Origin of the sequence: Prevotella sp. P4-98, from assembly GCF_002251405.1 — a bacterium.
Taxonomy (GTDB): Bacteria; Bacteroidota; Bacteroidia; order Bacteroidales; family Bacteroidaceae; genus Prevotella.
Genome location: NZ_NPJC01000051.1, coordinates 132763 through 154305 on the forward strand (window position 1 = coordinate 132763; position 21543 = coordinate 154305).

Genomic DNA, 21543 nt, shown 5'->3' on the forward strand with positions numbered 1-21543 from the left:
TCAGTATCCTTCCTTGTCTTATGCCGTATAGTTTTAAGGATTTGCCACGATGCCGTTCACCGTATCATTGCCTTGGTTTCTTCCTGTTCTGTCAATCACATACGACCGCTTTCCGTCATATCTTGTGGCATTGCTGAGATTGGTATATTTCAGTTTCTTGTCACTAACACTTCCTGATCCCATGACCGATTTACTATAGTTAGCAGTTCTTCCCGATACACTAACGTCTCCTGATCCTGCCACTACGCAATTCAGTTTATCACTGCAATCCACTTGTGCCTTGACCATACCACTTCCACTCACAACGAGAGAAGCATTGACAGCTTGCAGCTCATCAACACTTATGCAACCTGACCCTGCTACATTGCATGTGGCAGTTCCTACGCTGGCATTTTTCACATGTATGGATCCAGACCCTGTCACATTCATAGTCAGCATGGATGTTTGAACTTTATACTTATCGACTTCAACCTCTGCGCTGCCTGTCACATTGATCACATTGATTGCAGGCGAAGTGACATAGATGGTAACCGAACCGTTGTTTGATCCATTGCCCATATAATAAATGCCGCCAATCTTGGTGGTCTTGTAACCGATATTGAGGTGCTTATCTGTTTGTTTGATTTCGAGGCGATCGATTTCTTCTTTGTCACCCTCCAGACGCACACTATGTCCGCTACCTTGGATATAAACCACTTTGGCACTACCAAGGATATTCAGAACAGTAAAAGGTTTGAGCGGTTTGGTTTCCACTATCTTCGTTCCTGCTGCGACAGTCAATACTGTCAGCAGTAGTACCAGTGTTGTTGTGATACATCTTTTGTTCATAGTCATTGTCTTTATTCTGTTTTTGCTGATAACGATTTGGGGCTTTTCCCTGCGTCTTTTATACAAATAACGAGAAAAAACAGCAGACTCAATGACAGGCAACGCGATTTAACACTATTTTAACATCATATAAACTTTTGGAATTTAACCTCGCGTTAACGCAAAGAGCCAATCGGAATTTAAGACACTTGCGCACAAGAACGAAAAAGTCACGTTGTGTAACACAACACTTTTGGCATGACATTTGTCTTTGGCAAGCATGATTTCGTATGAAAAAGAGGTATGGTAAGCGAAAAAACGCATTTAAAAACGATAAAAGGTGAGTTTTACAAAAAGATTAAGTAATTTTGCAGGTGCATATAAAATTCGTGATACGATAATATCCCGTGGCATGCTTCTTCGCTGATGAAAGATGGCACACGATATCGGTCACGCAGTCATACTACTATCACAAATCAAATATCGTGGCATGAGCCAGTCACGGTACATTATAATTAGAAACAAACAAAAAAGTAAAGTAATGAATATTTTCAACTACATCATTCAAATGGGTGCATCGGTGATGATGCCCATTCTTTTCACGATTATCGGTCTGTGTATCGGCATGAAATTTGGCAAGGCACTCAAATCTGGTCTGTATGTGGGCGTAGGATTTGTGGGCCTCGGTATTGTTACAGCTTTGCTTACCAATAATTTCAAGGATCCGCTGCAGGCTGTTGAGGATATTTTCAACCTCAACCTGAGTGTATTTGATATGGGATGGCCTGCTGCCGCTGCTGTAGCATACAATACAGCTGTCGGTGCACTCATCATCCCTGTGTGCCTCGGTGTTAACTTCCTCATGGTAATCACCAAAACCACACGTACTGTCAATATCGACCTATGGAACTACTGGCACTTCGCTTTCATAGGTGCTGTGGTATATTTTGTGTGCGGCGAGAGTCTTGTATGGGGGTATTTTGCAGCTATCGTGTGCTACATCATCACACTCGTGATGGCAGACCTTACGGCAGAGCGCTTTCAGGAATACTACAACCTTCCAGGCATCTCCGTGCCACAGCCTTTCTGTCAGAGTTTCACACCGTTTGCCATTGCTATTGGATGGCTGCTCGACAAAATACCGGGATTCTCAAAACTCAATATCGATGCCGAGGGCTTAAAGTCAAAGTTCGGCGTTATTGGCGAACCCCTTGTACTCGGTGTGGTAGTAGGCGCATTGATAGCCACTGTAGCCCATTGGGGCGACATCACCCAGTTCGATCAGTTTATGGCAACCATGCCCGCAGGTTCTACCGCTACCGATGGTGTGATGCGCATTGTGAAGCATATTCTCTTCCTTGGCGTAACGATGGGAGCCGTGATGGAACTGATACCCCGTATCACCAAACTGTTTATCGACGGACTGATGCCTATCTCAGAGAAGACCAAAGAGGTGGTCAACAAAAAGATGAAGGGCAAGACCATCCACATCGGTATGAGTCCTGCACTCGTTATCGGTCACCCCACCGCGTTGGTAGGTACTTTGTTTCTGATTCCTACCTATATCGTTATAGCAGTAATTCTGCCAGGCAACCAGTTTCTGCCCCTTGCATCGTTGGCAGGCCTGTTTTATATTTTCCCCATGATGCTTCCCTATACCAAGGGTAATGTGGTGAAGAGTTTCATCATAGGACTTATAGCATTACTCATAGGACTTTGGTTTATCACCGATATGGCTCCCGATTTTACCAAGGCCGCCGCTTCGGTATATGCGCAGACCCAAGATAATGCCGCTCATGTTCCAGAAGGATTCCTTGCAGGTAGTATGGATTTCGTGTCCGCCCTGTTTAGTTATGTCATCTATGCTCTGGTGAAGTATTTCAAATATATAGGTGCTGCCGTATTGGTAGTCATCACCCTCGCCATGATGCTGATCAACCGCAAGCGCATTATCGCTGACGAGAAAAAGAAAGTAAACAACTAACTAAATAATTATAGAAAGTAATGAAAAAGATTTTAATGACTACAGCCATTTGCCTGGCAGCCATTTCGGTGAATGCACAGTGCAAGTATAAAGGCTATGAAGTAAAAGCAGAAAACAGCTACACAAACTATTGTGTGCGACAGGCTTCAAACCCCAGAGATGCCAAGAGCTACGACACACAGCGTTTGCGTAGCGAGTATCTCATTGAGAAAATCATGGCACCAGGTGAAGTAAACTGGACCTACACCACCATCGACCGTTTCCTTGTGGGAGGTGCTATGCCAACCGATACTCCACTGAAACTCACATCAATCGAACCACTCTATGTGGATCTCAGCAAGAGTGACAATGGTCGCAATCTGCTCGACAATCGCGAAATTGGTATCATCAACGTAGGTGGTGACGGTAGCGTGACGGTTGACGGCAAGCGCTATGACCTCGCTTTCCAGGAGGCTATCTATGTAGGTAAGGGTGTAAAGGAAATCATTGTGGCAAGTAAGAACGCACAGAATCCTGCTAAGTTCTATATGAACAGTGCATGTGCCCATCAGAGCTATCCCACCAAAAAGGTGAGTCTGAAAGACGCGAAGAATATTATAGCAGGAAGTGCTGCCGAGAGCAACGACCGCGTTATCCATCAGATGATTCTCAACGGTGTGGCTGGTGTGCGCACCTGCCAGTTGCAGATGGGTATTACCGAACTCAAATCAGGATCGGTATGGAACACAATGCCTGCTCATACCCACCTCAAGCGCATGGAGGTGTATTTCTACTTCAAGGTTCCAGAAGGACAGAGCGTTTGCCATATCATGGGTGAACCACAGGAGACTCGTCTGATTTGGACAGGCAACGAACAGGCTGTTATCAATCCAGAGTGGAGTGTGCACTGCGCTGCAGGAACTTCCAACTATACTTTCATCTGGGGTATGGCTGGCGAGAACCTCATCTACAACGACATGCAGGTGGTGAAGATCACAGAATTGAAATAAGATTCACATATAAAAGCTCTTGTCTCCGGATAAGAGCTTTTTTGTATGCTCATGCCGAGCATACCCCAAATCAAAAGCCCCGTCCATGCTGACGGGGCTTTTGATTTGGGGTAAAATGATGTTATTCCTGTTCTGATGCGGCATGCAACACCTCAGAGAGCGTTGGATGGATGTGTACCATGTCGCGCAACTGAGCAACAGTAGCATTGAGACACATCAGACTACTTACCTCCTGTATCAGGTCGGCAGCGTGAGCACCATAAGCATGACACCCCACTATGCGGTCGTCAACATCCGACAACAGTTTCAACAGGCCTTCGGCAGCATCCATCGTCAGAGCCTTGCCGTTGGCACGCCAGAATGCTTTGCGACAACGGTAGCCAGGCAATGTGGCTTTACACTGATCTTCCGACAAGCCCACACACGCAGCTTCAGGACTTGTGAAGATGGCAGAAGGCATGATATCGAAACGAATATTGTCCTGATGTCCCGTCAGTCGGTTGACCACATGAATGCCTTGCATCTCTGCTGCATGAGCCAACATCTGTTTGCCATTGACATCACCAATAGCATAAACACCGCTGACATTAGTCTCGAAGTGCTCATCTACGCTGATGCCTTTACGCTCGTCGTAGGTGATGCCGGCAACGGCAAGGTCAGCCGACACATTGGGTTTGCGACCTGCGGCAATGAGAATGGCATCAGCATCAATATCTGCGAGCGAGGTGACAGCAGTCTTCATGCGGAAGGTGATGCCTTGGCGCTCCAGGTATTTGCGGAGTCGTTTGGCAATATCGCTGTCGAGCATAGGCAGACACTCCTTGAGGTATTCGATGACTGTCACCTCTGTGCCGAAGCGGTTGAACACACTGGCAAACTCCATGCCCACTACACCAGCTCCGATGATACACAAGCGACGAGGCTGTTCCTGACACTGCAAGAGTTTGGTAGAGTCCATCACCTGTGGAAGGTCGATACCTTCTACAGGAATCATCTTGCTACTACTTCCCGTAGCGATGATGATGTGTGGAGCGGTATATTCCGCATCGCCAACCTTAACCGTATGAGGTCCGGTGAACTCACCACGACCGCGTACGAGAGTGATGCCTGGCGAAGCCATGAGTTGTTCCACACCGCTACGCAATACAGTGACCACCTCCGGCTGTCTGCCCACAGCCTCGTCGAAGGAACGAGCGTGGACATACGTTTTGGTAGGTATGCAACCACGGTTAAGGCAAGTGCCACCCACCTGATCGGCTTCGATGACAACCACCTGCAATCCTCGTTGCGCGGCAAGATGTGCGGCGCGGTAACCACCAGGTCCCGCACCGACGATGATAAGATCAGTTGTTGTCATGAATCATCTGTTTGTAGTTGACAATAGGATGCTTGGCTGCCAATACGTCATCAACTCTTCCGATAGGCGTCTTGAGCGGTGCCGACTTGACCGTATCGGGTTGAGTCTTGGCTTCTTCTGCAATCTGTCGCATCACACTGATGAATCCGTCGATCGTGTCTTTCGACTCACTCTCCGTAGGCTCAATCATCAGTGATTCATGGAAGAGCAATGGGAAATAGATGGTCGGAGCGTGATACCCATAGTCAAGCAACCGCTTTGCCACATCCATTGTTGTCACCCCTGTAGATTTGTCTTTCAATCCGTCGAACACAAACTCATGTTTGCAGAGTCCGTCGATAGGCAACAGATAGACATCCTTCAGACATTCCTTGATATAGTTGGCATTGAGTGTAGCCAACGGTCCAACCATCTTGATCTGTTGGCGACCCAGTGAGAGGATATAGGCATAAGCCTTCATAACCACTCCGAAATTGCCAGCTTCATAGGGACTGACAAAAGGAAGGAAAGGTTCTAATCCGCTTCTCACTCCGACAGGACCGCTGCCAGGACCGCCACCACCGTGAGGGGTAGAGAATGTCTTGTGCAGATTGATATGCATCACATCAAAGCCCATATCGCCCGGCCGACATGCACCGAGCATAGGGTTGAGGTTAGCGCCATCATAATACATCAGTCCGCCACAGTCGTGGATGAGTTTAGCAATAGCAGGGATATCAGTTTCAAAAAGTCCCAATGTATTGGGATTGGTCATCATCATGGCAGCAATATTGTTGCCTTCCGCTTCTACAATAGCTTTCAGATCATCGAGTGACACACGACCGTCGGCAGTTGATTTCACTTCCACAATCTCCAGTCCGCATACAGCAGCCGAAGCTGGGTTAGTGCCATGTGCCGAGTCAGGTACGATGACTTTGGTACGCGCCATATCACCACGACTTTCATGATACCCTCTGATTACCATCAGTCCTGTCAGTTCACCGTGCGCTCCAGCAAAAGGCTTGAGTGTAAAGTCAGCCAGTCCGGTCAGTACACAGAGCGCTTTCTTCAGCCGTTGGCATACTTCCTTTGCGCCCCGTGTCGTTTCAGCGGGTTGTAGCGGATGCAAGCGTGTGAACTGTGGCATAGCAGACACTTCCTCATTGATTTTAGGGTTATACTTCATGGTGCATGACCCCAGAGGATAGAATCCGTTATCCACTCCGAAATTGTTGGCCGAGAGATTGGTATAGTGACGTACCACGGTCAGCTCGTCACATTCCGGCAGTTCGGCAGGATGTTGTCGTTGCATACTTTCCGGCATGTTATAGTTGCCATACTCGTTTCTGGGCAGCGAATAGCCCTTTCTGCCAGGCTTCGACAATTCGAAGATGAGATTTCCGTATAACTTGTTGTTCATAAGGCTTTGCTGTGGATTAGAGGTTGATAAGGCTGACCAGACGGTCAATGTCAGACTTGGTGCGTTGCTCAGTGACGGCAATCATCAGTTGGTCGTCTGCCACTTTCACACCACCGAAGATACCTTCGTCGGAAAGGCATTGGAGCAGTCCGTCGAGGTCACCGTCGTAGCGTACCACAAATTCGTTGAAGAAAGGCTGTTGATAGACAAGTTGGAAACGACCTGTTGCTATCAGTTGGTCACACAGATAATGGGCGCCGGCATACGACAGCTGTGCAGCTTCGCGCAGTCCCTCCTTGCCCATGAGCGATAGATATATGGTGACGAAGAGCGCCATCAAGCTCTGGTTAGAACAAATGTTTGATGTAGCTTTCTGTCGGCGGATATGCTGTTCGCGTGCCTGCAGCGTGAGCACAAAAGCACGTTGTCCTCTGTTGTCCTGTGTCAGTCCGACGATGCGTCCCGGCATCTTGCGCAACAGTTTCTCCGTGCAACACAGATATCCCACGTATGGACCACCAAACTGCATTGGGATGCCCAGCGACTGTGAATCGCCTACTGCGATGTCAGCCCCCCATTCGCCTGGTGTTTTCAGTAGGGCGAGGTCGGCAATAATGCTATCGATGACAAACAGACCCTTATTGGTATGGATGAGATCGGCAAAACCGCTATAGTCCTCCACAATGCCGAAATAGTTGGGCTGTTGCACGAGAACACCAGCCACACCACCTTCCGCCAACTGTCGTTCCAGATCTTCACGGTCGGTAACACCGTCTCGTGAGGCAACAGTTCCGAGCTGGATGCCATGATAGTGTGCATAGGTCTGCATCACCTGCAGCGTCTTGGGATTGACTGTATCGCTCACCAAGAATCGGTTTTGCTTCTTTCCCGATGCCGCCGCCATCATCATGGCTTCAGCGCAGGCAGTCGTGCCGTCATACATGGAAGCATTGGAGATATCCATGCCCGTCAGTTCAGCCATCATCGACTGATATTCGAAGATGTAGTGGAGCGTTCCCTGCGATATCTCCGCCTGATACGGCGTATAACTGGTCAGCAGTTCAGAACGGCTCAACAGATTGGGAATCACCGCCGGTGTATAATGGTCATAGACCCCTGCGCCGCCGAAACACATCATAGGACGGTTCATGGCGGCCAGTTGTTCAAACACCTGGCGCACCTCGGTCTCGCTCATTTCGTCAGGCAGATCATAGTCGCCACGGAAACGGATAGCCTCCGGCACTTCTGCATAGAGGTCATCGAGACTGCTGATACCGACGCGCTGCATCATCTGTTGCAGGTCGTCGTCGGTATGTGGAAAATACTTATAGGACATAGGCATATAGGCTTTTTGCGTGAATCACTGATTGCAGAAAGCCTCGTAAGCCTTGGCATCCATCAGCTGATCCAGTTCTCCGGTATCGCTGAGTTCCACTTTGATAATCCAGTTTTCGAAAGCATCCTGATTGATGAGTTCGGGCTGGTCTTCGAGTGCTTCGTTCACTTCCAGTACAGTACCGCTTACGGGCGACAGCAAATCGCTGGCAGCCTTCACGCTCTCTACCGCACCGAAGTCTTCACCTGCTGTTATCTCATCGTCAACATCGGGCATATCCACATAGACCACATTGCCCAGTGCGTTCTGTGCATAGTCTGTGATACCGATAAAACCGGTGTTACCTTCAACACGTACATACTCGTGTGACTCGCTATAATAGAGTCCTTCAATTACTTTTGCCATAATCGTATAGTTCTTTTTAGTTATTGTATATATTTTCTCATTTCTTGTAATGCTTGTCGTAGAAGCGCTTCTTGACCACAGTTCCAGGGAACACCTTTTTGCGAATCTGCACTTCCAGTTCTGTGCCGAGTGGCGCATACTGGCTGTCGATAAGTGCCATACATACGCTCTTGTCGGTAGAGATGGTATGGTATCCTGTCGTCACAGTACCGATGGGCTGTCCGTCTTTCATCACGGTATAGCCATGACGGGGAATCGCTTTGTCTTGGAGTTCTATACCCACGAGTTTCTGGGCTACACCTTCAGCTTTCTGTTTGGCAAGGGCGTCACGTCCCACAAACTCCTCTTTATCGAGTTTGACAAACATGCCCAGTCCAGCCATGATAGGAGTGATTTCGGCAGACAGTTCATCACCGTAGAGCGGCAGTCCCACTTCGAAGCGCAGGGTGTCGCGGCATCCCAGTCCGCAAGGTGTCACGCCGGCAGCCATCAGTTTATCCCAACACTGGTTGATATAATCGGGAGTGGCATATATCTCAAAGCCATCCTCACCGGTATATCCGGTGCGCGACACGATGACGTCGCCCATGGTCTTAAAGGTGTAGAAAGTCAGTTCGCTGCATGGCAGATTGAGTATCTCTTCCATGATGCGCTCCGCTTCCGGCCCCTGCACTGCCAACTGTCCGTAGTAGTCGCTCTGATTTTCGAGTGTCACGTTGAACCCCTCGGCTTGCAACTGGATCCAAGCCCAGTCTTTGTCGATATTGGCAGCATTGATGACCAGGAAAAAGCGGTCGTCCGCCATCTTATATACCAACAGGTCATCGACCACTCCGCCATTCTCATAGCACATCATGCCATAGAGAATTTTGTCGACAGCAAGACCTTCCACATTATTGGTGAAGATATGGTTAACGTAGCGCTCAGCGTCTGTACCGCTGACGAGCACTTCGCCCATGTGGCTCACATCGAACACACCACAATGTTGACGCACAGCTTGGTGTTCGTCAGTGATGTTGGAATACTGTATGGGCATGTCGAACCCACCAAAGGGCGAAATGAGAGCGCCCAGTGCCACGTGTTTGTCGTAAAGACAGGTGCGTTTGTTGTTCATAGGCTGTTTGAATATTTATATATTGTTGTTATTGGGTTTTTAGTATTTTGCTCAACCTGCCAGTAGGTTGACGAAGTCCTCTTTCTCAAGGTTGTAGATGATGTCGTCTATCCGGTCAGGGAGAATACATCTGATAGACTCTCTGGTAAGCGGAACACCCCGCAGTTTTTTGAGCAGTCCGTTGTCGAGATCGCCGATGAGGAAGTAGTCCCCCATCAGGTTGACATCGTGTATGACATTATGTCGCATATCGATTCTCACCTCAAATTCTCCTACGCCCTCTATCCTCTTGTGCTTCACCACGGTGTAGCGTGGGTTGTTGCCGTAGATGAAATCGTCGGTGAGATATTCCTCTTCGATATGTTCTATCTCTTCAATCTCTTTCTCTCCGAGGCAATAGGTCTCGTCGCAGAAGTGCTTGATGGCAAACTCTCTGAGTTCGTCAACATTGAGAGTGATATGGTTTTTGAGCAAGTCAATGCGCTGGCGTACGCTCTCCACCCCCTTTGAGAGCAGTTTCAATTCTCCCGGTGTGATAGCCCCCACCATGTTGACGAGATCTGTATCGTAGAGCAGGGTGCTATGCAGGATGCTCCGGCCCGGTATGCGATAGAATGCGCTGCCCGACAGTTTTCTGTTGCCCAGCATCACATCGTTGCGCCCATTGGCTTTGGCATCGACGCCCAACCGATGGAGCATCGTGACCAGCATGCCCATATACTTGTTGAAGGTGAATCCCACCCCTTCGTCGTCGGTGATATACGACAGCATCAGGTTGTTCATATCGGCATACACACAGCCCCCACCGCTCTTACGGCGGTAGGTCTGTATGTTATGGCGGCGACAGAAATCAAGGTTCACCTCGTTGTCGATCAACTGGTTTCTGCCGAATATCACGGTGGGCTCCACCTGCCAGATAAAGAAGCAGTCGGCAGCCTTCAGGTGTCTGGCCACGTATTCTTCCATAGCCAGATAGAAGGTCAGTCTCCTTGTCTTATTGTCGGGCAGTGCGATGTGCAGCATGTCTTAGCATTCTTAGTTAGTAATCAGAGGCAAATGTAGCAAGAAATTTTGAATACTGCAAATTATTTGCATATTATTTCTTGTCGTAGGCATGCAACGGATAGTCGGTGGTATAGTGGAGACCTCTGCACTCCTTGCGTTCCAACGCCCATCGTGTGATGAGATATCCCACATTGATCATGTTGCGCAGTTCGCAGATGTCCCTACTTGCCTTGACGCGCTTGAAGAGCCGTTCGGTTTCCTCATAGAGCATGTCGAGTCGGTCCCATGCCCGGTGCAGGCGCAGGTCAGAGCGCACGATGCCCACATAGTTGGACATGATCTGCGTCACTTCCTTGACCGATTGCGTGATGAGCACTTTCTCTTCGTTGGTCATAGTGCCCTCGTCGTTCCACTCCGGCACATTGGTATTATAGTCGTATTCGTCGATATGCTGCAGCGAGTGTCTGGCAGCGGCATCGGCATAGACCACCGCCTCGATGAGCGAGTTGCTTGCCAGTCGGTTGCCGCCGTGCAGTCCGGTGCATGAACACTCACCAAGGGCATAGAGCCGTTCAATGCTCGACTGTCCGTTGAGATCTACTTTGATGCCTCCACACATATAGTGTGCTGCAGGGCGCACGGGGATGTAGTCGGTGGTGATGTCGATACCTATCGACAGGCACTTCTGATAGATATTGGGGAAATGGTGGCGCGTCTCTTCTGCGGGCTTATGGGTCACGTCAAGACAGACGTGGTCCAGTCCGTGTATCTTCATCTCCTTGTCTATGGCGCGTGCCACGATGTCACGTGGTGCGAGCGACAGCCTTTCGTCGTATTTCTCCATGAAGGTCTCGCCGTTGGGCAGTTTCAGTATGCCGCCATAGCCTCGCATCGCCTCGGTGATGAGGTAGGCAGGGTGTGTCTCTTTCGGATTATGCAGTACGGTGGGGTGAAACTGCACGAACTCCATATCTGCCACCGTACCTTTGGCGCGATAGACCATGGCGATACCATCGCCAGTGGCTATCACGGGGTTCGACGTGGTGAGATATACCGCTCCGCATCCACCGGTACACATCACGGTGATTTTCGCCAAATAGGTATCTACCTTCTCTGTGTCGGGATTGAGCACGTATGCTCCGTAACACTGGATGTGTGGTGACCGTCGGGTGATGCGCACACCAAGATGATGCTGGGTGATGATCTCCACGGCAAAATGGTGCTCTTTGATATCTATGTTAGGATTGTTGCGCACCGCTTCCATCAGTCCTCGCTGTATCTCCGCACCGGTATCGTCGGCATGGTGGAGAATACGGAATTCAGAGTGGCCTCCCTCGCGGTGCAGGTCAAAGTGCCCGTCTTTCTTGTCGAAATTGACTCCCCAGTTGACAAGTTCTTCAATCTGTGACGGTGCATTACGCACCACTTGTTCCACGGCCTTAGGGTCGGAGATGTAGTCGCCGGCTATCATTGTATCTTCAATGTGCTTTTCAAAGTTATCCACTTTCAGATTAGTGACAGAGGCAACACCACCTTGCGCAAACGAGGTATTGGCCTCGTCGAGCGAACTTTTGCAAATCATACATACGCGTCCCTTATTGGCACGTGCTATCTTCAGGGCGTAGCTCATACCGGCCACACCTGCACCTATTATGAGATAATCGTACTTATAAACCATAACGTTTCGTTATAATATTGGTGCAAAAATACTAATTTCTTATGGAAAATCGACCATCAAACCATATTATTTTGTAATTTTGCACCCATATTATGAGTAAGATTAAGATTATACTGTTATTATTGTGGGCAGCAGTGGCTGCTTCTGCCCAGGAAACAGAGGAGCCCGATACCTTTCAGGTCGATACCATCGATGTGGCACTGCCATGGCCGCAGAACATCCAGTATCGCCTCGACTCGCTGCTCCGCCACCCTATGTTTGAAACCAGCACTGTGGGTCTGGAGGTCTATGACCTGACAGCCGACTCTATATTATATAAGGTGAACGAGCACCAGATGTTGCGTCCGGCATCGACCATGAAGCTTCTCACCGCCATCACCGCCATCGACAAGTTGGGCGGCTCCTACCAATTTCGCACCCAACTCTATTATACTGGAAAGGTAGAAAACCACACCCTGACGGGCGATCTCTACTGCGTGGGCGGTTTCGATCCCCGTTTCAACATTGACGACATGAATGCCTTCGTGGAGAGTATCCGCCACATGGGCGTAGACACGATCCGCGGCAGCATCGTGGCAGACCGCAGCATGAAGGATGCCGACCTCTTGGGCGAGGGATGGTGTTGGGACGACGACAATCCGCCGCTGTCGCCACTGACCATCGGTCGCAACACGCAGTTTGTCGATCGCTTCATCCGCCAGCTCGTTGACGACGGAGTGGTGCTCGATGTGCGCGTATCCGACGGCACACTGCCCGACAGCGCCTTCCATCTCTGTTCGCGTTTCCACAGCATCGACCAAATACTGTTACGCATGATGAAGCAGAGCGACAATTTCTATGCCGAAGCCATGTTCTACCAGTTGGCAGCCCATCAGGACCACCGCCCTGCGCGCGCCAAGGATGCCGCCGCCATTGTCAAGCGGTTGATTTCCAAGGTAGGACTGGGCCATCGTCCCTACCGCATAGCCGACGGCAGTGGACTATCGCTCTACAACTATCTCTCTGCAGACCTTGAGGTGCGCCTCCTGCGCTATGCCTACCGCAACAGCACGGTCTATCTCCATCTTCTGCCCTCGCTCCCTGTGGCGGGCAGCGATGGCACCTTGCGCAACCGCATGCGCGGCTCGTTTGCCGCCGACAATGTCAAGGCAAAGACCGGAACACTCGAAGGCGTTTCGGCACTGGCTGGCTATTGCACCGCTGCCAACGACCATCGCCTGTGTTTCTCCATCATCAACCAAGGTGTCATGCACACCAGCAACGCACGACGATTCCAAGACCGAGTCTGCAATGCACTTTGTGCACCTTGATGATACACAGCGCGATACATACGCGTACACGAAAGACTGTCGTCGGTAAACGACTATTCACGCTGTTGTTCCTCGGTTAGTTGATGAAAGAGAGCGGTGAATCAACAGCACCGCTTTCAGATACAGTTATTTTAGTTTTCAAAAAATTTCGACCACTCGACCACCACGTCAACCTAACACGCAGTGGTTTAGAACTTTAAGTGGTGGTCGAATCCTTAAATTTCGACCACACTTCGACCACCGCTTCGACCACACTTCAACAGCTCTTCAACCACGCGGATTGCCATCTATCAGCATCATAAATCTCTGAACAAGCATATATATCTATGTCAAAGTGGGGTATTTGAGTTTGTCAGCGTTTTTTCAAACCTTGATAATATTTTTGTCAAACGTTAGACAATACCATTGTCAAACGTTAGATAACACCATTGTCAAACGTTAGATAACACCATTGTCAACCGTTGGATAACACCATTGTCAAACGTTGGATAACACCTTTTTCGAACATTGAAAACACTTTTATCAAACGTTGAAAATACCTTTATCAAACATTGGACAGGACCTCTATTAAACGTTATTTCCAAATACCGATCAGTTTTATTTCTGAATGACAATTGTTATTTTTATGGATAGATATGAGCATCGCAGATATGCTTACGCCATTCTGTGGTCGAAGTGTGGTCGTAATCCCATGATTTAGGTTTTCGACCACACCATAAGACACTAACAGATAGAACATTGCAAATATCCGTGGTCGTGTGGTCGAAATTTCTTGAAAACTAAAATAACTGTACGCGAAAGCGGAGTTGCCATTCGCCCTCACCTCGACAGACTGACTTTAAGCGACAGTCCGAAATCGTGGGTAGTGGTTGGATAGCTTGCTGATGACAGCAAGGGGGTGTTGGTCTGCCGATCGTAGTAGGCGCTGAGGGTGAGCAGGCGCGACAAAGTATAGTCTGCCACAAAAGACAGGCGGAGGGCGGTATTGCCGCTGTTGGCGGCACTCGTAGCGGTAGCAATATCGCGAGAGAGGGATGCCTGACGACGCAACGAGAGGTCGAGACGCAACGAGAGGTCGTGGTTGACACCTGTCTTGACACTCTTCTGACTGTCGGGCTGTTGGCGCTGGCTGCGCTGGGCGCGGCTCACCCTACGATTGCCGGCGGTGCCGAAGAGGTTGAAGTCGCTGATGGTATATGCCATGCCCAGCACCCAGTCGTTGGAACGGCTCTCGTTGATCTGCACACTCGTAGTGGATAGGCTGACAATGCGCGTGGTGCGGTATTCGAGTTTCACACTGAGGTCGTTGTGCAGCGACACGTCGATGCCGAGCAATGGCGAGAAAGCTTCGTTCAGACTGACAGTCGGCACACTATAGTCGGCAAGAGTGGCAGCATTGGTGGCGGAGTAGCTGCCTACGGCATAGATGCTCCGATAGGCGTGTGACAGCGTGATGCTCTTGAAATGGTCTGCCACCCATGACAGCGCAGAGAGCCCCGTATAGCGTACGGTCCAATTGGGCAGCATCGATGCCAGCGAGGGGAAGAAGCTGCCACTACCTCCACTGCTGGTATAGGCGGAGAGGAAGGCGGGTATCATGACGGTGGCATGATAGGCATCGGGCACACTACCGTAGGCCGCGGCGGCTCGCTGCCGATAGCCTTCGAGCGACCGACAGAAGCGGCTGAACGAAGCGGAGCGGTATCCGCCTGTGGCACTGCCCGTGGATTCCAGTGCCGACTTGAGCGACAGGGTGGTCATAGAGAATGATCCGCTCAGCGTGGTGGGCATGCCGGAATACATATATTGTATGGTACGCGCACGTGTGTGCGTGCGACTGGCATGGAGGTCGATGCGCAACCCGCGCAGGGGTTCCAGCACGGCGCGCAACTGCAAGTCGGTGGTGTGGTTGGCAGTGGCTGGCGATGCGATGCTGTCTGCTGTGAGCAGCCATCCGCGGTCGAGGGCTCGACTGACATAGGCATCATCTACCGTGCCGAAGGCGAAGGCGAGACCAGGTGCCATCAGGTGACCGCCTCGCTGTCCGAAAACATCACCTATGGTGGGAAGGAAGCCGGGCACCGACAGCGAGTAGTCGTCTCGATAAGTGAGACTGGCGGAGCGCACCATCATGAGTACCTGGGTGGCTGACTGCAGGGAGCGATACCACCACTGGCGGTCTAAGGGTGGGCGCTCGGCTACCGACAGCAGGATAGTGGCGGTGTCGCGAGAGTCGATGCGCAACTGGCGGCGGTCAAGCAGCTTATAGCGCAGGGGGTAGGTGCGCCCGTCGCGAGTGCGTGCGGTGACGGTGAGGCGACGCGTGGCCTTGTCGTGGGTCACTATGGTAACGGTGTCTGCCGACAGTCTGACTTCGCGTTGCCACGTACCTTGGTTTTTGGGCAGGATGCGCTCTTCTCTGCTCTTCGGCTGCGGCCTCTTTGCCGCAGTTCTGCCACGCACTGTCGGCTGTCTGCCGACAGTCTGCCATTTGGCACGCTGCTGATTGAGGCGGCGCAGAAAGGGCACGTGGTTATAGAGGGTCTCCATATTGAATGTGGCAGAGAGGCTGACCTGCCGGTTGGTGGTGATGGTATGTCCCAGACTGGTACCGTCGTCGAGTTCTGTGCCGCGCAGCCAACTATAGTGGGCGTCGTACTTGGCAGTGCCGGTCACCCAGTCGAAGACGGGCAACAGGCTGAGTGGCCACTGCAGGGTAGCTGAGAAGCGCTGCTGATAGTCGAGCGGTTCGCCAAAGCGGCGGATGCTCTGCCATACCGAGTCTTTCCATGCCTGATACTGTTCGGGATAGAGGTCTTTGTTGACGGGGGTGTAGGGTTCTTCTATCTGTGCGTGGGTGGCAGACTGGAAATCGAGGTGGAGGCGCTGGGTGAGATCCCAGCGTACGGCAAACTCGCGATTCCACAGAAACTGCTGACTGAAGGTTAGGGGTAGCTGTTGGCCGCCTATGCTCTCCATGTCGCGCTCTTGCAGTTCGTAGTAGTTGCGCAGCATCTCGGTATTGAACGAGATGCTCTGCGGTAGCCAGTTCACTCCTAACTGTCTGGGATATTGCGCCCATTGGGAGCGGCCCTTGATCTTACGGAACGGTACCCAGGGCTTCACCACGGGTTCATAGACATAGTTGAAAGCACCACGCCACTGATCTTCCTTCTCATAGACCGTGGTCTCGCCACTGGTCTGGCGGTGGGAGTGGCTGTAGGAGAACGAGAAATTGGCAGGGTCGTAGGGCATGGGGGCTTTTCTTGAACGGATGCCGACACGCACATTGGACAGCGACAGATTGGTATTGGTGGTGCGGGTGACGGCGATACGCTCGATGGAATCGCGCTCCTGCTTGTTGGCTGCGGCATCGAGTGCCTCGTCGAGGGTCAGGTCAGTATCGAGCGGATTGTATTTCGGACGGGTTTCCTCTTTCGTCACCGAATAGTATAGCGGTGCCGACACCTTGGCTTTGTCGGGGAAGAAGCGTCCCAGTTCGATACTGGCGGTGACTGAATAGGTCTTGTAATCGTCAGTGGAGCGCTGTAACACGCTCTCTTCGAGTCCGCCAAATCCGCTGGTCATCATCCTTCCACTGACATTGACCGTCCCCACATCGGAGAGTTGCATATTCATGGCGCCACTCACAGCCCAGCCTCCATTGTCGTTGAAGTCGCGCAGACGGAGCTCATTGACCCACACCTCTCCCGACTTTTGCGTGCCCGACTTGTTGCGCACACCGATCATCAGCGTTCTGACCTCACCGAGCGACGGATTGCCGAGGATGCTTACCGTGCAACCGGTATGGCTGGCATCGGGCTCTGAGTAGATTTGCGTGAACACAGCCCCACCCTGTGCCCTTGACTTGTTGCGCTGTCGCTTGAGACGGGTAAAGGCGGAGAGGTTGACATCAAGCATATTAGCCTCTGGCCACACAGCCCTGCGATCGTCGATGCTGTATTTGTTGTAGTCGTTGCGATCGGGGGTCAGCGTCAGCGGTATCTCGTACTCATAATAGTTGTTTTTATAATCGCTACCCAACCGCACGAATACTGCCAAATCGCCATGTTGCAAGTCTGTGGCATCATCGATGAGGTGGTTGGCATGGACAAACATCTGCAGATGCCTGTACCGGCGCAGGTCGAACATGGTGTTCTTATAGACCGCCTTCGACTCGGCGGGTGCGAGATTACGCACCACGAGGTTCATCGCCTGCTCGTTGTCTTCCACGAGTTGCGGTTGGGAGGGGTCGGTAACACGACTGATGCCTGGCGGCAAGACATAGTTGACGGGACGCTTGTCGTTGTTTTCCTCAATATTCACCGCACTGACCTCGATGGTTCCTGTAGTCGCGCCATTGGTCAGGGGCTGCTGATAGATGCGCCATTCGCCACGCACCAAATCGAGAGAACCGAAGCGCAACACCACCGGGCGGCGAAACTGGGTGAGAAACATGCGCATGAAGCGGATGCTGGTGAAGTCGTTGATATTGCCCACCCGCTGGTCATACTGACTGAGGGGAATGCGAAACTGATACCACCGGACGGTTTCACTCGTTCCGTTGCGCAGCGGCACCGTTGCCTCGCGAATGTCGGTGATATGGTTATATCCCAGGCGCATATCCTCTGGGCGTATGCTGACACGATACTGGTAATAGCGTTCGTATTCGTTGAGCGTATAGTCCTGATTGATATCCTCCACATCGGGCGTGGTCTTATAGCTGGTATCATAGCCTTCGGTCTGACTGTCGGAATCGGGCGAATTGCCTTGCGGCATGTTGATTCGCTTATAGCGTTCAAGGATGGAGGTCTTGCGCTCATCGTAATCGCGACCACGGTAATAGTGGTAGTTGTCGTTTGCGGGATCGGCATGGATGGCGGCACGCACACTGTCATTGACCTGCACACCTTCTAAGAAGCGGGCATACGCTGGTTGGGAGCGTTCCTCTTCATCAGTCAGTCCGTTGAGTCCCACATCTTGTTTGAGGCGTGCTCCGGCTGTTGTAGCAAAGGCGTAGGTCTCTGTCGGCTGCTGGGGCACCTTACCCCATGCTGTGCGGATGAACGATCTCTGTCCGTCAACAGGCATATTGCTCTCCGAGAATTTCTTGCCGTCGCGCAAGACGTCCTCACTCACCTCACCAAGATTGATGTAGAGGTCGCCACCGTAATCAGCAGCACCGCCATCGCGGTCGGCATAGATAAAGGGGTCGAGCAACCAAAATTCCACATATTCAATATTGGCGGTTTCGAAATCATTGGTATCCAGGCGGCGCATCATGCCTCCCCATCGCTGTTGCGGATTGCGCAAGTGTCCATCGGCGGTGAGGTCGGTAGTGAGGTTGTAGGCTCCGCGCTCTTCGGGATAATAAGCCAAATCGAGGATGGGCAGCGTGGCTGTCACACCACTGTAAGTGCTCTGCTGACGGTTGGGATAGAGTTCGCTAACATAGACTGATCTCACATAGTGGTTAGACAACTGCTGGAGGTCGCTCTTGATATGGCTGGGGGTGAGCGACGACGAGCGATAGGTGAAGATAGGATCGATATTATACCATGCCAGCAAGGCACGGTTGAAACCACTTGTCACTGAGTCGCGGTCGGCATGTTCGGGAAACATGCTCGGCACGCTCGACATCACCCATGCCTTGGGGTCGCTGACGTCAATGCCGTTTTTGGCATTCTCGAAATCATCAATATACGAGGCATGGCTCTGCGTGCCGCCTGCCTGACCTGCCAAGAGTTGGGCGAACTCGCCAGTAAAAGAGAGTTGCGAGGGTTTTGTGCAATGGAGGAAGGGCAGACGGTTGAGCATATTGGTGAGCCATTGACTCTCCTGTCGCCAGTTGATGTTGAGTCCCCACAACATGTTGCGCAGCGGTTCGCTACCCATAGTCACCTTCGAGGTCAGCGGTTGCTCGGTCAGATACTGTAATGTGCCGCCCAACTGCAATGCCTTACTGACGTCATACTGCCAGTTGAGTCCTAACATGGTTTTGCGCTGCATGCCATAGTCGGTATCGCTCTCCAGTGATACATTGACATTGGTGCCGGCATCGATAATGCTCTGGTTGAGAATGGTCACCTCACCCACAGCATAGTCAACACTATAGTCTGATCCTTCAGTCAGTACCACACCGCCGGCAGTCACCACCACCGACCCTTGCGGCACATTATAAGCACCGAGCGAGATGACATTGGCTGACGTTCCCCGATACTGACCGACAAGCATATACTTATTCTTCTCTGCCATCTGCCGTGCTGCCGTTCGGGTGGTATCATAGAGTTCGGCAAACACATAGCGTTCAGCCTCATCGGCACTGACACCATGAGAGGCGAGATAGCGACGCAAGGTTTGGCCGAAGGGTTCGACTGCTGGCAGGAATACACGGCCGTCGCCGACGGTGTAGTCCTCAACATAATCGAAATAACCATTACTATTGGGGCGATTGTTGTTGTCAAGACGGTCGCATCCCAATACCCGCAACAGGGGAGTATCTTTAACCTGCTGCACGGGGATGTAGTTGAGCCATACACCAGTAGTATCGCTTTGATACTTGATATCGAGACGAAACTTAGTACGCTCCACCTGAGATGCCAGATAATACACATTCTTCATCATCAACCGCCAGTTGGGCTGCATCGGATGGTTGCTGGTATTCTTCAGCGATTTAACGAATATCGCTTCTGAAGTATTGGTGTGGTCGGATGCGAATTCACCTACTTGGTAAACCCGACCGCCTGAGGTATATTCGAAAGCTACGGCAAGCACCTGATCGGGTTGTAAGGTAGTATGGAGCGATATATAGCCAAGGGCACTGTTGACTGTATATTCCGAACTATTGAGCAGACGGGCGGAAGAGAGTTTCTCGTAATCGCTACCGCCCGTAAACTGAGGCACTCCATCAAGCACCGTCGTCGTTTGTTCCGACTGACGTGCTGCGACATAGTCAGTGGTCATGGCTTGATATTCGCCATTGGCGGTATTGGCAGGAACAGAAGAAACGGTTCCGCCACTACCCCAGCGCGTCGAACGACTCTCACCAAGATCGGCAAGGGCTATGATATTGCGAGTATTGGCGGTAGTACCCGTCTTGTTGGTCACCCACACCTCCACTCTTGTAATCTGGATGCCTGTAGTGAGATTGGGCAACTGTTGCATGGCGGCATCATAGCGTTCACGAAAATACTGGGCAAGGAAGAAGTGACGATTCTCTTCATAATCTGCCACATTGATTTCAAAAGGTGTCAGCTGTACGCCTCCCTTTGATGAGACACTGGTGGTTGATGATTTCTTCTGCGAAAAGACGGTCTGCAGTTTCAACCGTCCAAACTGCATATCGGTACGTACGCCGAAGAGGCTCGATGCACCCTTGATCAGTGAGTTTTGCGAAGGGAAGGTGATATTGCCTGCCTCAATGAGTTTGATGATCTCATCTTCCTTTCCCTCATAACGCAACTTGATATTCTTGGTATCGAAGTCGAAAGTGGCATCGGTGTTGTAGTTGAGGTTCATATTCAACTTATCGCCTACCTTTCCCGTCACATTAAGGTTGATCTTCTCGTCAAAGTCAATAGATTTTGTTCGGCGATTGCGTACTGGCAACGACGGATTGTCGATATTCTTGATATTGCCACCCAGTTTCAGTTCTGCCGTTCCCATCATCTTGATGCGCACACCACCGGGACCAAATATCTTGTCGGCTGGACCGAGATCAAAATGCATGTCGGCAAAATCAAACTTGTTCTTTCCCTTGGTTGCCACATTTTCGGCATTCTTCTGGCGAAAGAAGGTGCCCATCCTTCGTTTGAGCGACCACTGTCCATACTCATCGGGGGACATCAGCAGGGGAGTAGTCAGATAGCGCCCTCCCATCTTCTGACCTACAACATAAGTGTTGGCGGTGTCGTCATAGTCCACCTGGAGCGCAATATTACGCGGCATGCGAAGGTCAAGGGGGATGGTGTCGAGGTCGGCAACAAACCTGGGGGCGGTGCGCTGCGGAGTCCATCGGGGCTTTACCACACTATCGACCACGCTGTCGGCAACAACGGGCAACGGCACCGTCGGTACTTCCAACGGTGCCTGCTTGTGCTGTTGAGCCATGGCAAAAGCACCAATGCTCAGCATCACCATGGCGATATGACCTACCCTAA

Annotated in this window: 12 protein-coding genes; 3 read left to right on the forward strand and 9 right to left on the reverse strand. The window is 51.1% G+C overall.

Annotated features, from left to right (window positions below; translation table 11 throughout):
- Positions 1-33: 33 nt before the first annotated feature.
- On the reverse strand, positions 34-834 hold the full coding sequence (locus CIK96_RS07740) for a GIN domain-containing protein (RefSeq protein WP_094440237.1): 801 nt from the start codon (positions 832-834) through the stop codon (positions 34-36).
- A 514-nt stretch (positions 835-1348) separates the two neighbouring features.
- On the opposite strand from CIK96_RS07740, the gene CIK96_RS07745 reads away from it, so the two are divergent.
- Positions 1349-2791 (forward strand): PTS galactitol transporter subunit IIC, encoded by a 1443-nt coding sequence (locus CIK96_RS07745; RefSeq protein WP_094391375.1) that lies wholly within the window; start codon positions 1349-1351, stop codon positions 2789-2791.
- 20 nt (positions 2792-2811) lie between these two features.
- Positions 2812-3780, forward strand: coding sequence for a 5-dehydro-4-deoxy-D-glucuronate isomerase (gene kduI, locus CIK96_RS07750; RefSeq protein WP_094391376.1), 969 nt, complete (start codon positions 2812-2814; stop codon positions 3778-3780).
- Positions 3781-3901: 121 nt separating this feature from the next.
- Here the strand turns inward: kduI and CIK96_RS07755 are convergent, their stop codons facing one another.
- From CIK96_RS07755 to nadB, 7 genes are all read right to left on the reverse strand, one after another.
- Positions 3902-5137 (reverse strand): NAD(P)/FAD-dependent oxidoreductase, encoded by a 1236-nt coding sequence (locus tag CIK96_RS07755; protein WP_094440238.1) that lies wholly within the window; start codon positions 5135-5137, stop codon positions 3902-3904.
- The gene (gene gcvPB / locus CIK96_RS07760; RefSeq protein WP_094440239.1) at positions 5124-6536 is read right to left on the reverse strand and encodes an aminomethyl-transferring glycine dehydrogenase subunit GcvPB; all 1413 of its coding nucleotides are present in this window, start codon (positions 6534-6536) and stop codon (positions 5124-5126) included. Before gcvPB ends, CIK96_RS07755 begins: the two co-directional genes overlap by 14 nt.
- Before the next feature lie 16 nt (positions 6537-6552).
- A complete protein-coding gene (gene gcvPA, locus CIK96_RS07765) occupies positions 6553-7872 on the reverse strand; it encodes an aminomethyl-transferring glycine dehydrogenase subunit GcvPA (RefSeq protein WP_094440270.1) in 1320 nt (439 codons plus the stop codon).
- Between the two features lie 24 nt (positions 7873-7896).
- A complete protein-coding gene (gene gcvH / locus CIK96_RS07770) occupies positions 7897-8277 on the reverse strand; it encodes a glycine cleavage system protein GcvH (protein ID WP_094391379.1) in 381 nt (126 codons plus the stop codon).
- Positions 8278-8314: 37 nt separating this feature from the next.
- Complete coding sequence (gene gcvT / locus CIK96_RS07775; protein WP_094440240.1) at positions 8315-9391, reverse strand: glycine cleavage system aminomethyltransferase GcvT; 1077 nt, start codon at positions 9389-9391, stop codon at positions 8315-8317.
- 51 nt (positions 9392-9442) lie between these two features.
- Positions 9443-10414: a lipoate protein ligase C-terminal domain-containing protein gene (locus tag CIK96_RS07780; RefSeq protein WP_094440241.1), complete on the reverse strand. Its 972-nt coding sequence runs from the start codon at positions 10412-10414 to the stop codon at positions 9443-9445.
- Positions 10415-10487: 73 nt separating this feature from the next.
- Complete coding sequence (gene nadB, locus CIK96_RS07785; protein ID WP_094440242.1) at positions 10488-12074, reverse strand: L-aspartate oxidase; 1587 nt, start codon at positions 12072-12074, stop codon at positions 10488-10490.
- A gap of 92 nt (positions 12075-12166) precedes the next feature.
- Here nadB and dacB point away from each other — a divergent pair, with 92 nt between their 5' ends.
- On the forward strand, positions 12167-13384 hold the full coding sequence (gene dacB, locus CIK96_RS07790) for a D-alanyl-D-alanine carboxypeptidase/D-alanyl-D-alanine-endopeptidase (RefSeq protein ID WP_094434292.1): 1218 nt from the start codon (positions 12167-12169) through the stop codon (positions 13382-13384).
- Between the two features lie 819 nt (positions 13385-14203).
- Here dacB and sprA read toward each other — a convergent pair.
- Positions 14204-21517 (reverse strand): cell surface protein SprA, encoded by a 7314-nt coding sequence (gene sprA, locus CIK96_RS07795; RefSeq protein WP_371592538.1) that lies wholly within the window; start codon positions 21515-21517, stop codon positions 14204-14206.
- Positions 21518-21543: the final 26 nt, after the last annotated feature.

Bases quoted from the DNA above. Each gene is read 5' to 3' on its own strand.
- CIK96_RS07780 (WP_094440241.1), bottom strand. From the start codon at position 10,414: ATGCTGCACATCGCACTGCCCGACAATAAGACAAGGAGACTGACCTTC.
- gcvPA (WP_094440270.1), bottom strand. From the start codon at position 7,872: ATGTCCTATAAGTATTTTCCACATACCGACGACGACCTGCAACAGATG.
- CIK96_RS07745 (WP_094391375.1), top strand. From the start codon at position 1,349: ATGAATATTTTCAACTACATCATTCAAATGGGTGCATCGGTGATGATG.
- sprA (WP_371592538.1), bottom strand. From the start codon at position 21,517: ATGCTGAGCATTGGTGCTTTTGCCATGGCTCAACAGCACAAGCAGGCA.
- gcvT (WP_094440240.1), bottom strand. From the start codon at position 9,391: ATGAACAACAAACGCACCTGTCTTTACGACAAACACGTGGCACTGGGC.
- nadB (WP_094440242.1), bottom strand. From the start codon at position 12,074: ATGGTTTATAAGTACGATTATCTCATAATAGGTGCAGGTGTGGCCGGT.
- CIK96_RS07740 (WP_094440237.1), bottom strand. From the start codon at position 834: ATGACTATGAACAAAAGATGTATCACAACAACACTGGTACTACTGCTG.
- gcvPB (WP_094440239.1), bottom strand. From the start codon at position 6,536: ATGAACAACAAGTTATACGGAAATCTCATCTTCGAATTGTCGAAGCCT.
- dacB (WP_094434292.1), top strand. From the start codon at position 12,167: ATGAGTAAGATTAAGATTATACTGTTATTATTGTGGGCAGCAGTGGCT.
- kduI (WP_094391376.1), top strand. From the start codon at position 2,812: ATGAAAAAGATTTTAATGACTACAGCCATTTGCCTGGCAGCCATTTCG.
- CIK96_RS07755 (WP_094440238.1), bottom strand. From the start codon at position 5,137: ATGACAACAACTGATCTTATCATCGTCGGTGCGGGACCTGGTGGTTAC.
- gcvH (WP_094391379.1), bottom strand. From the start codon at position 8,277: ATGGCAAAAGTAATTGAAGGACTCTATTATAGCGAGTCACACGAGTAT.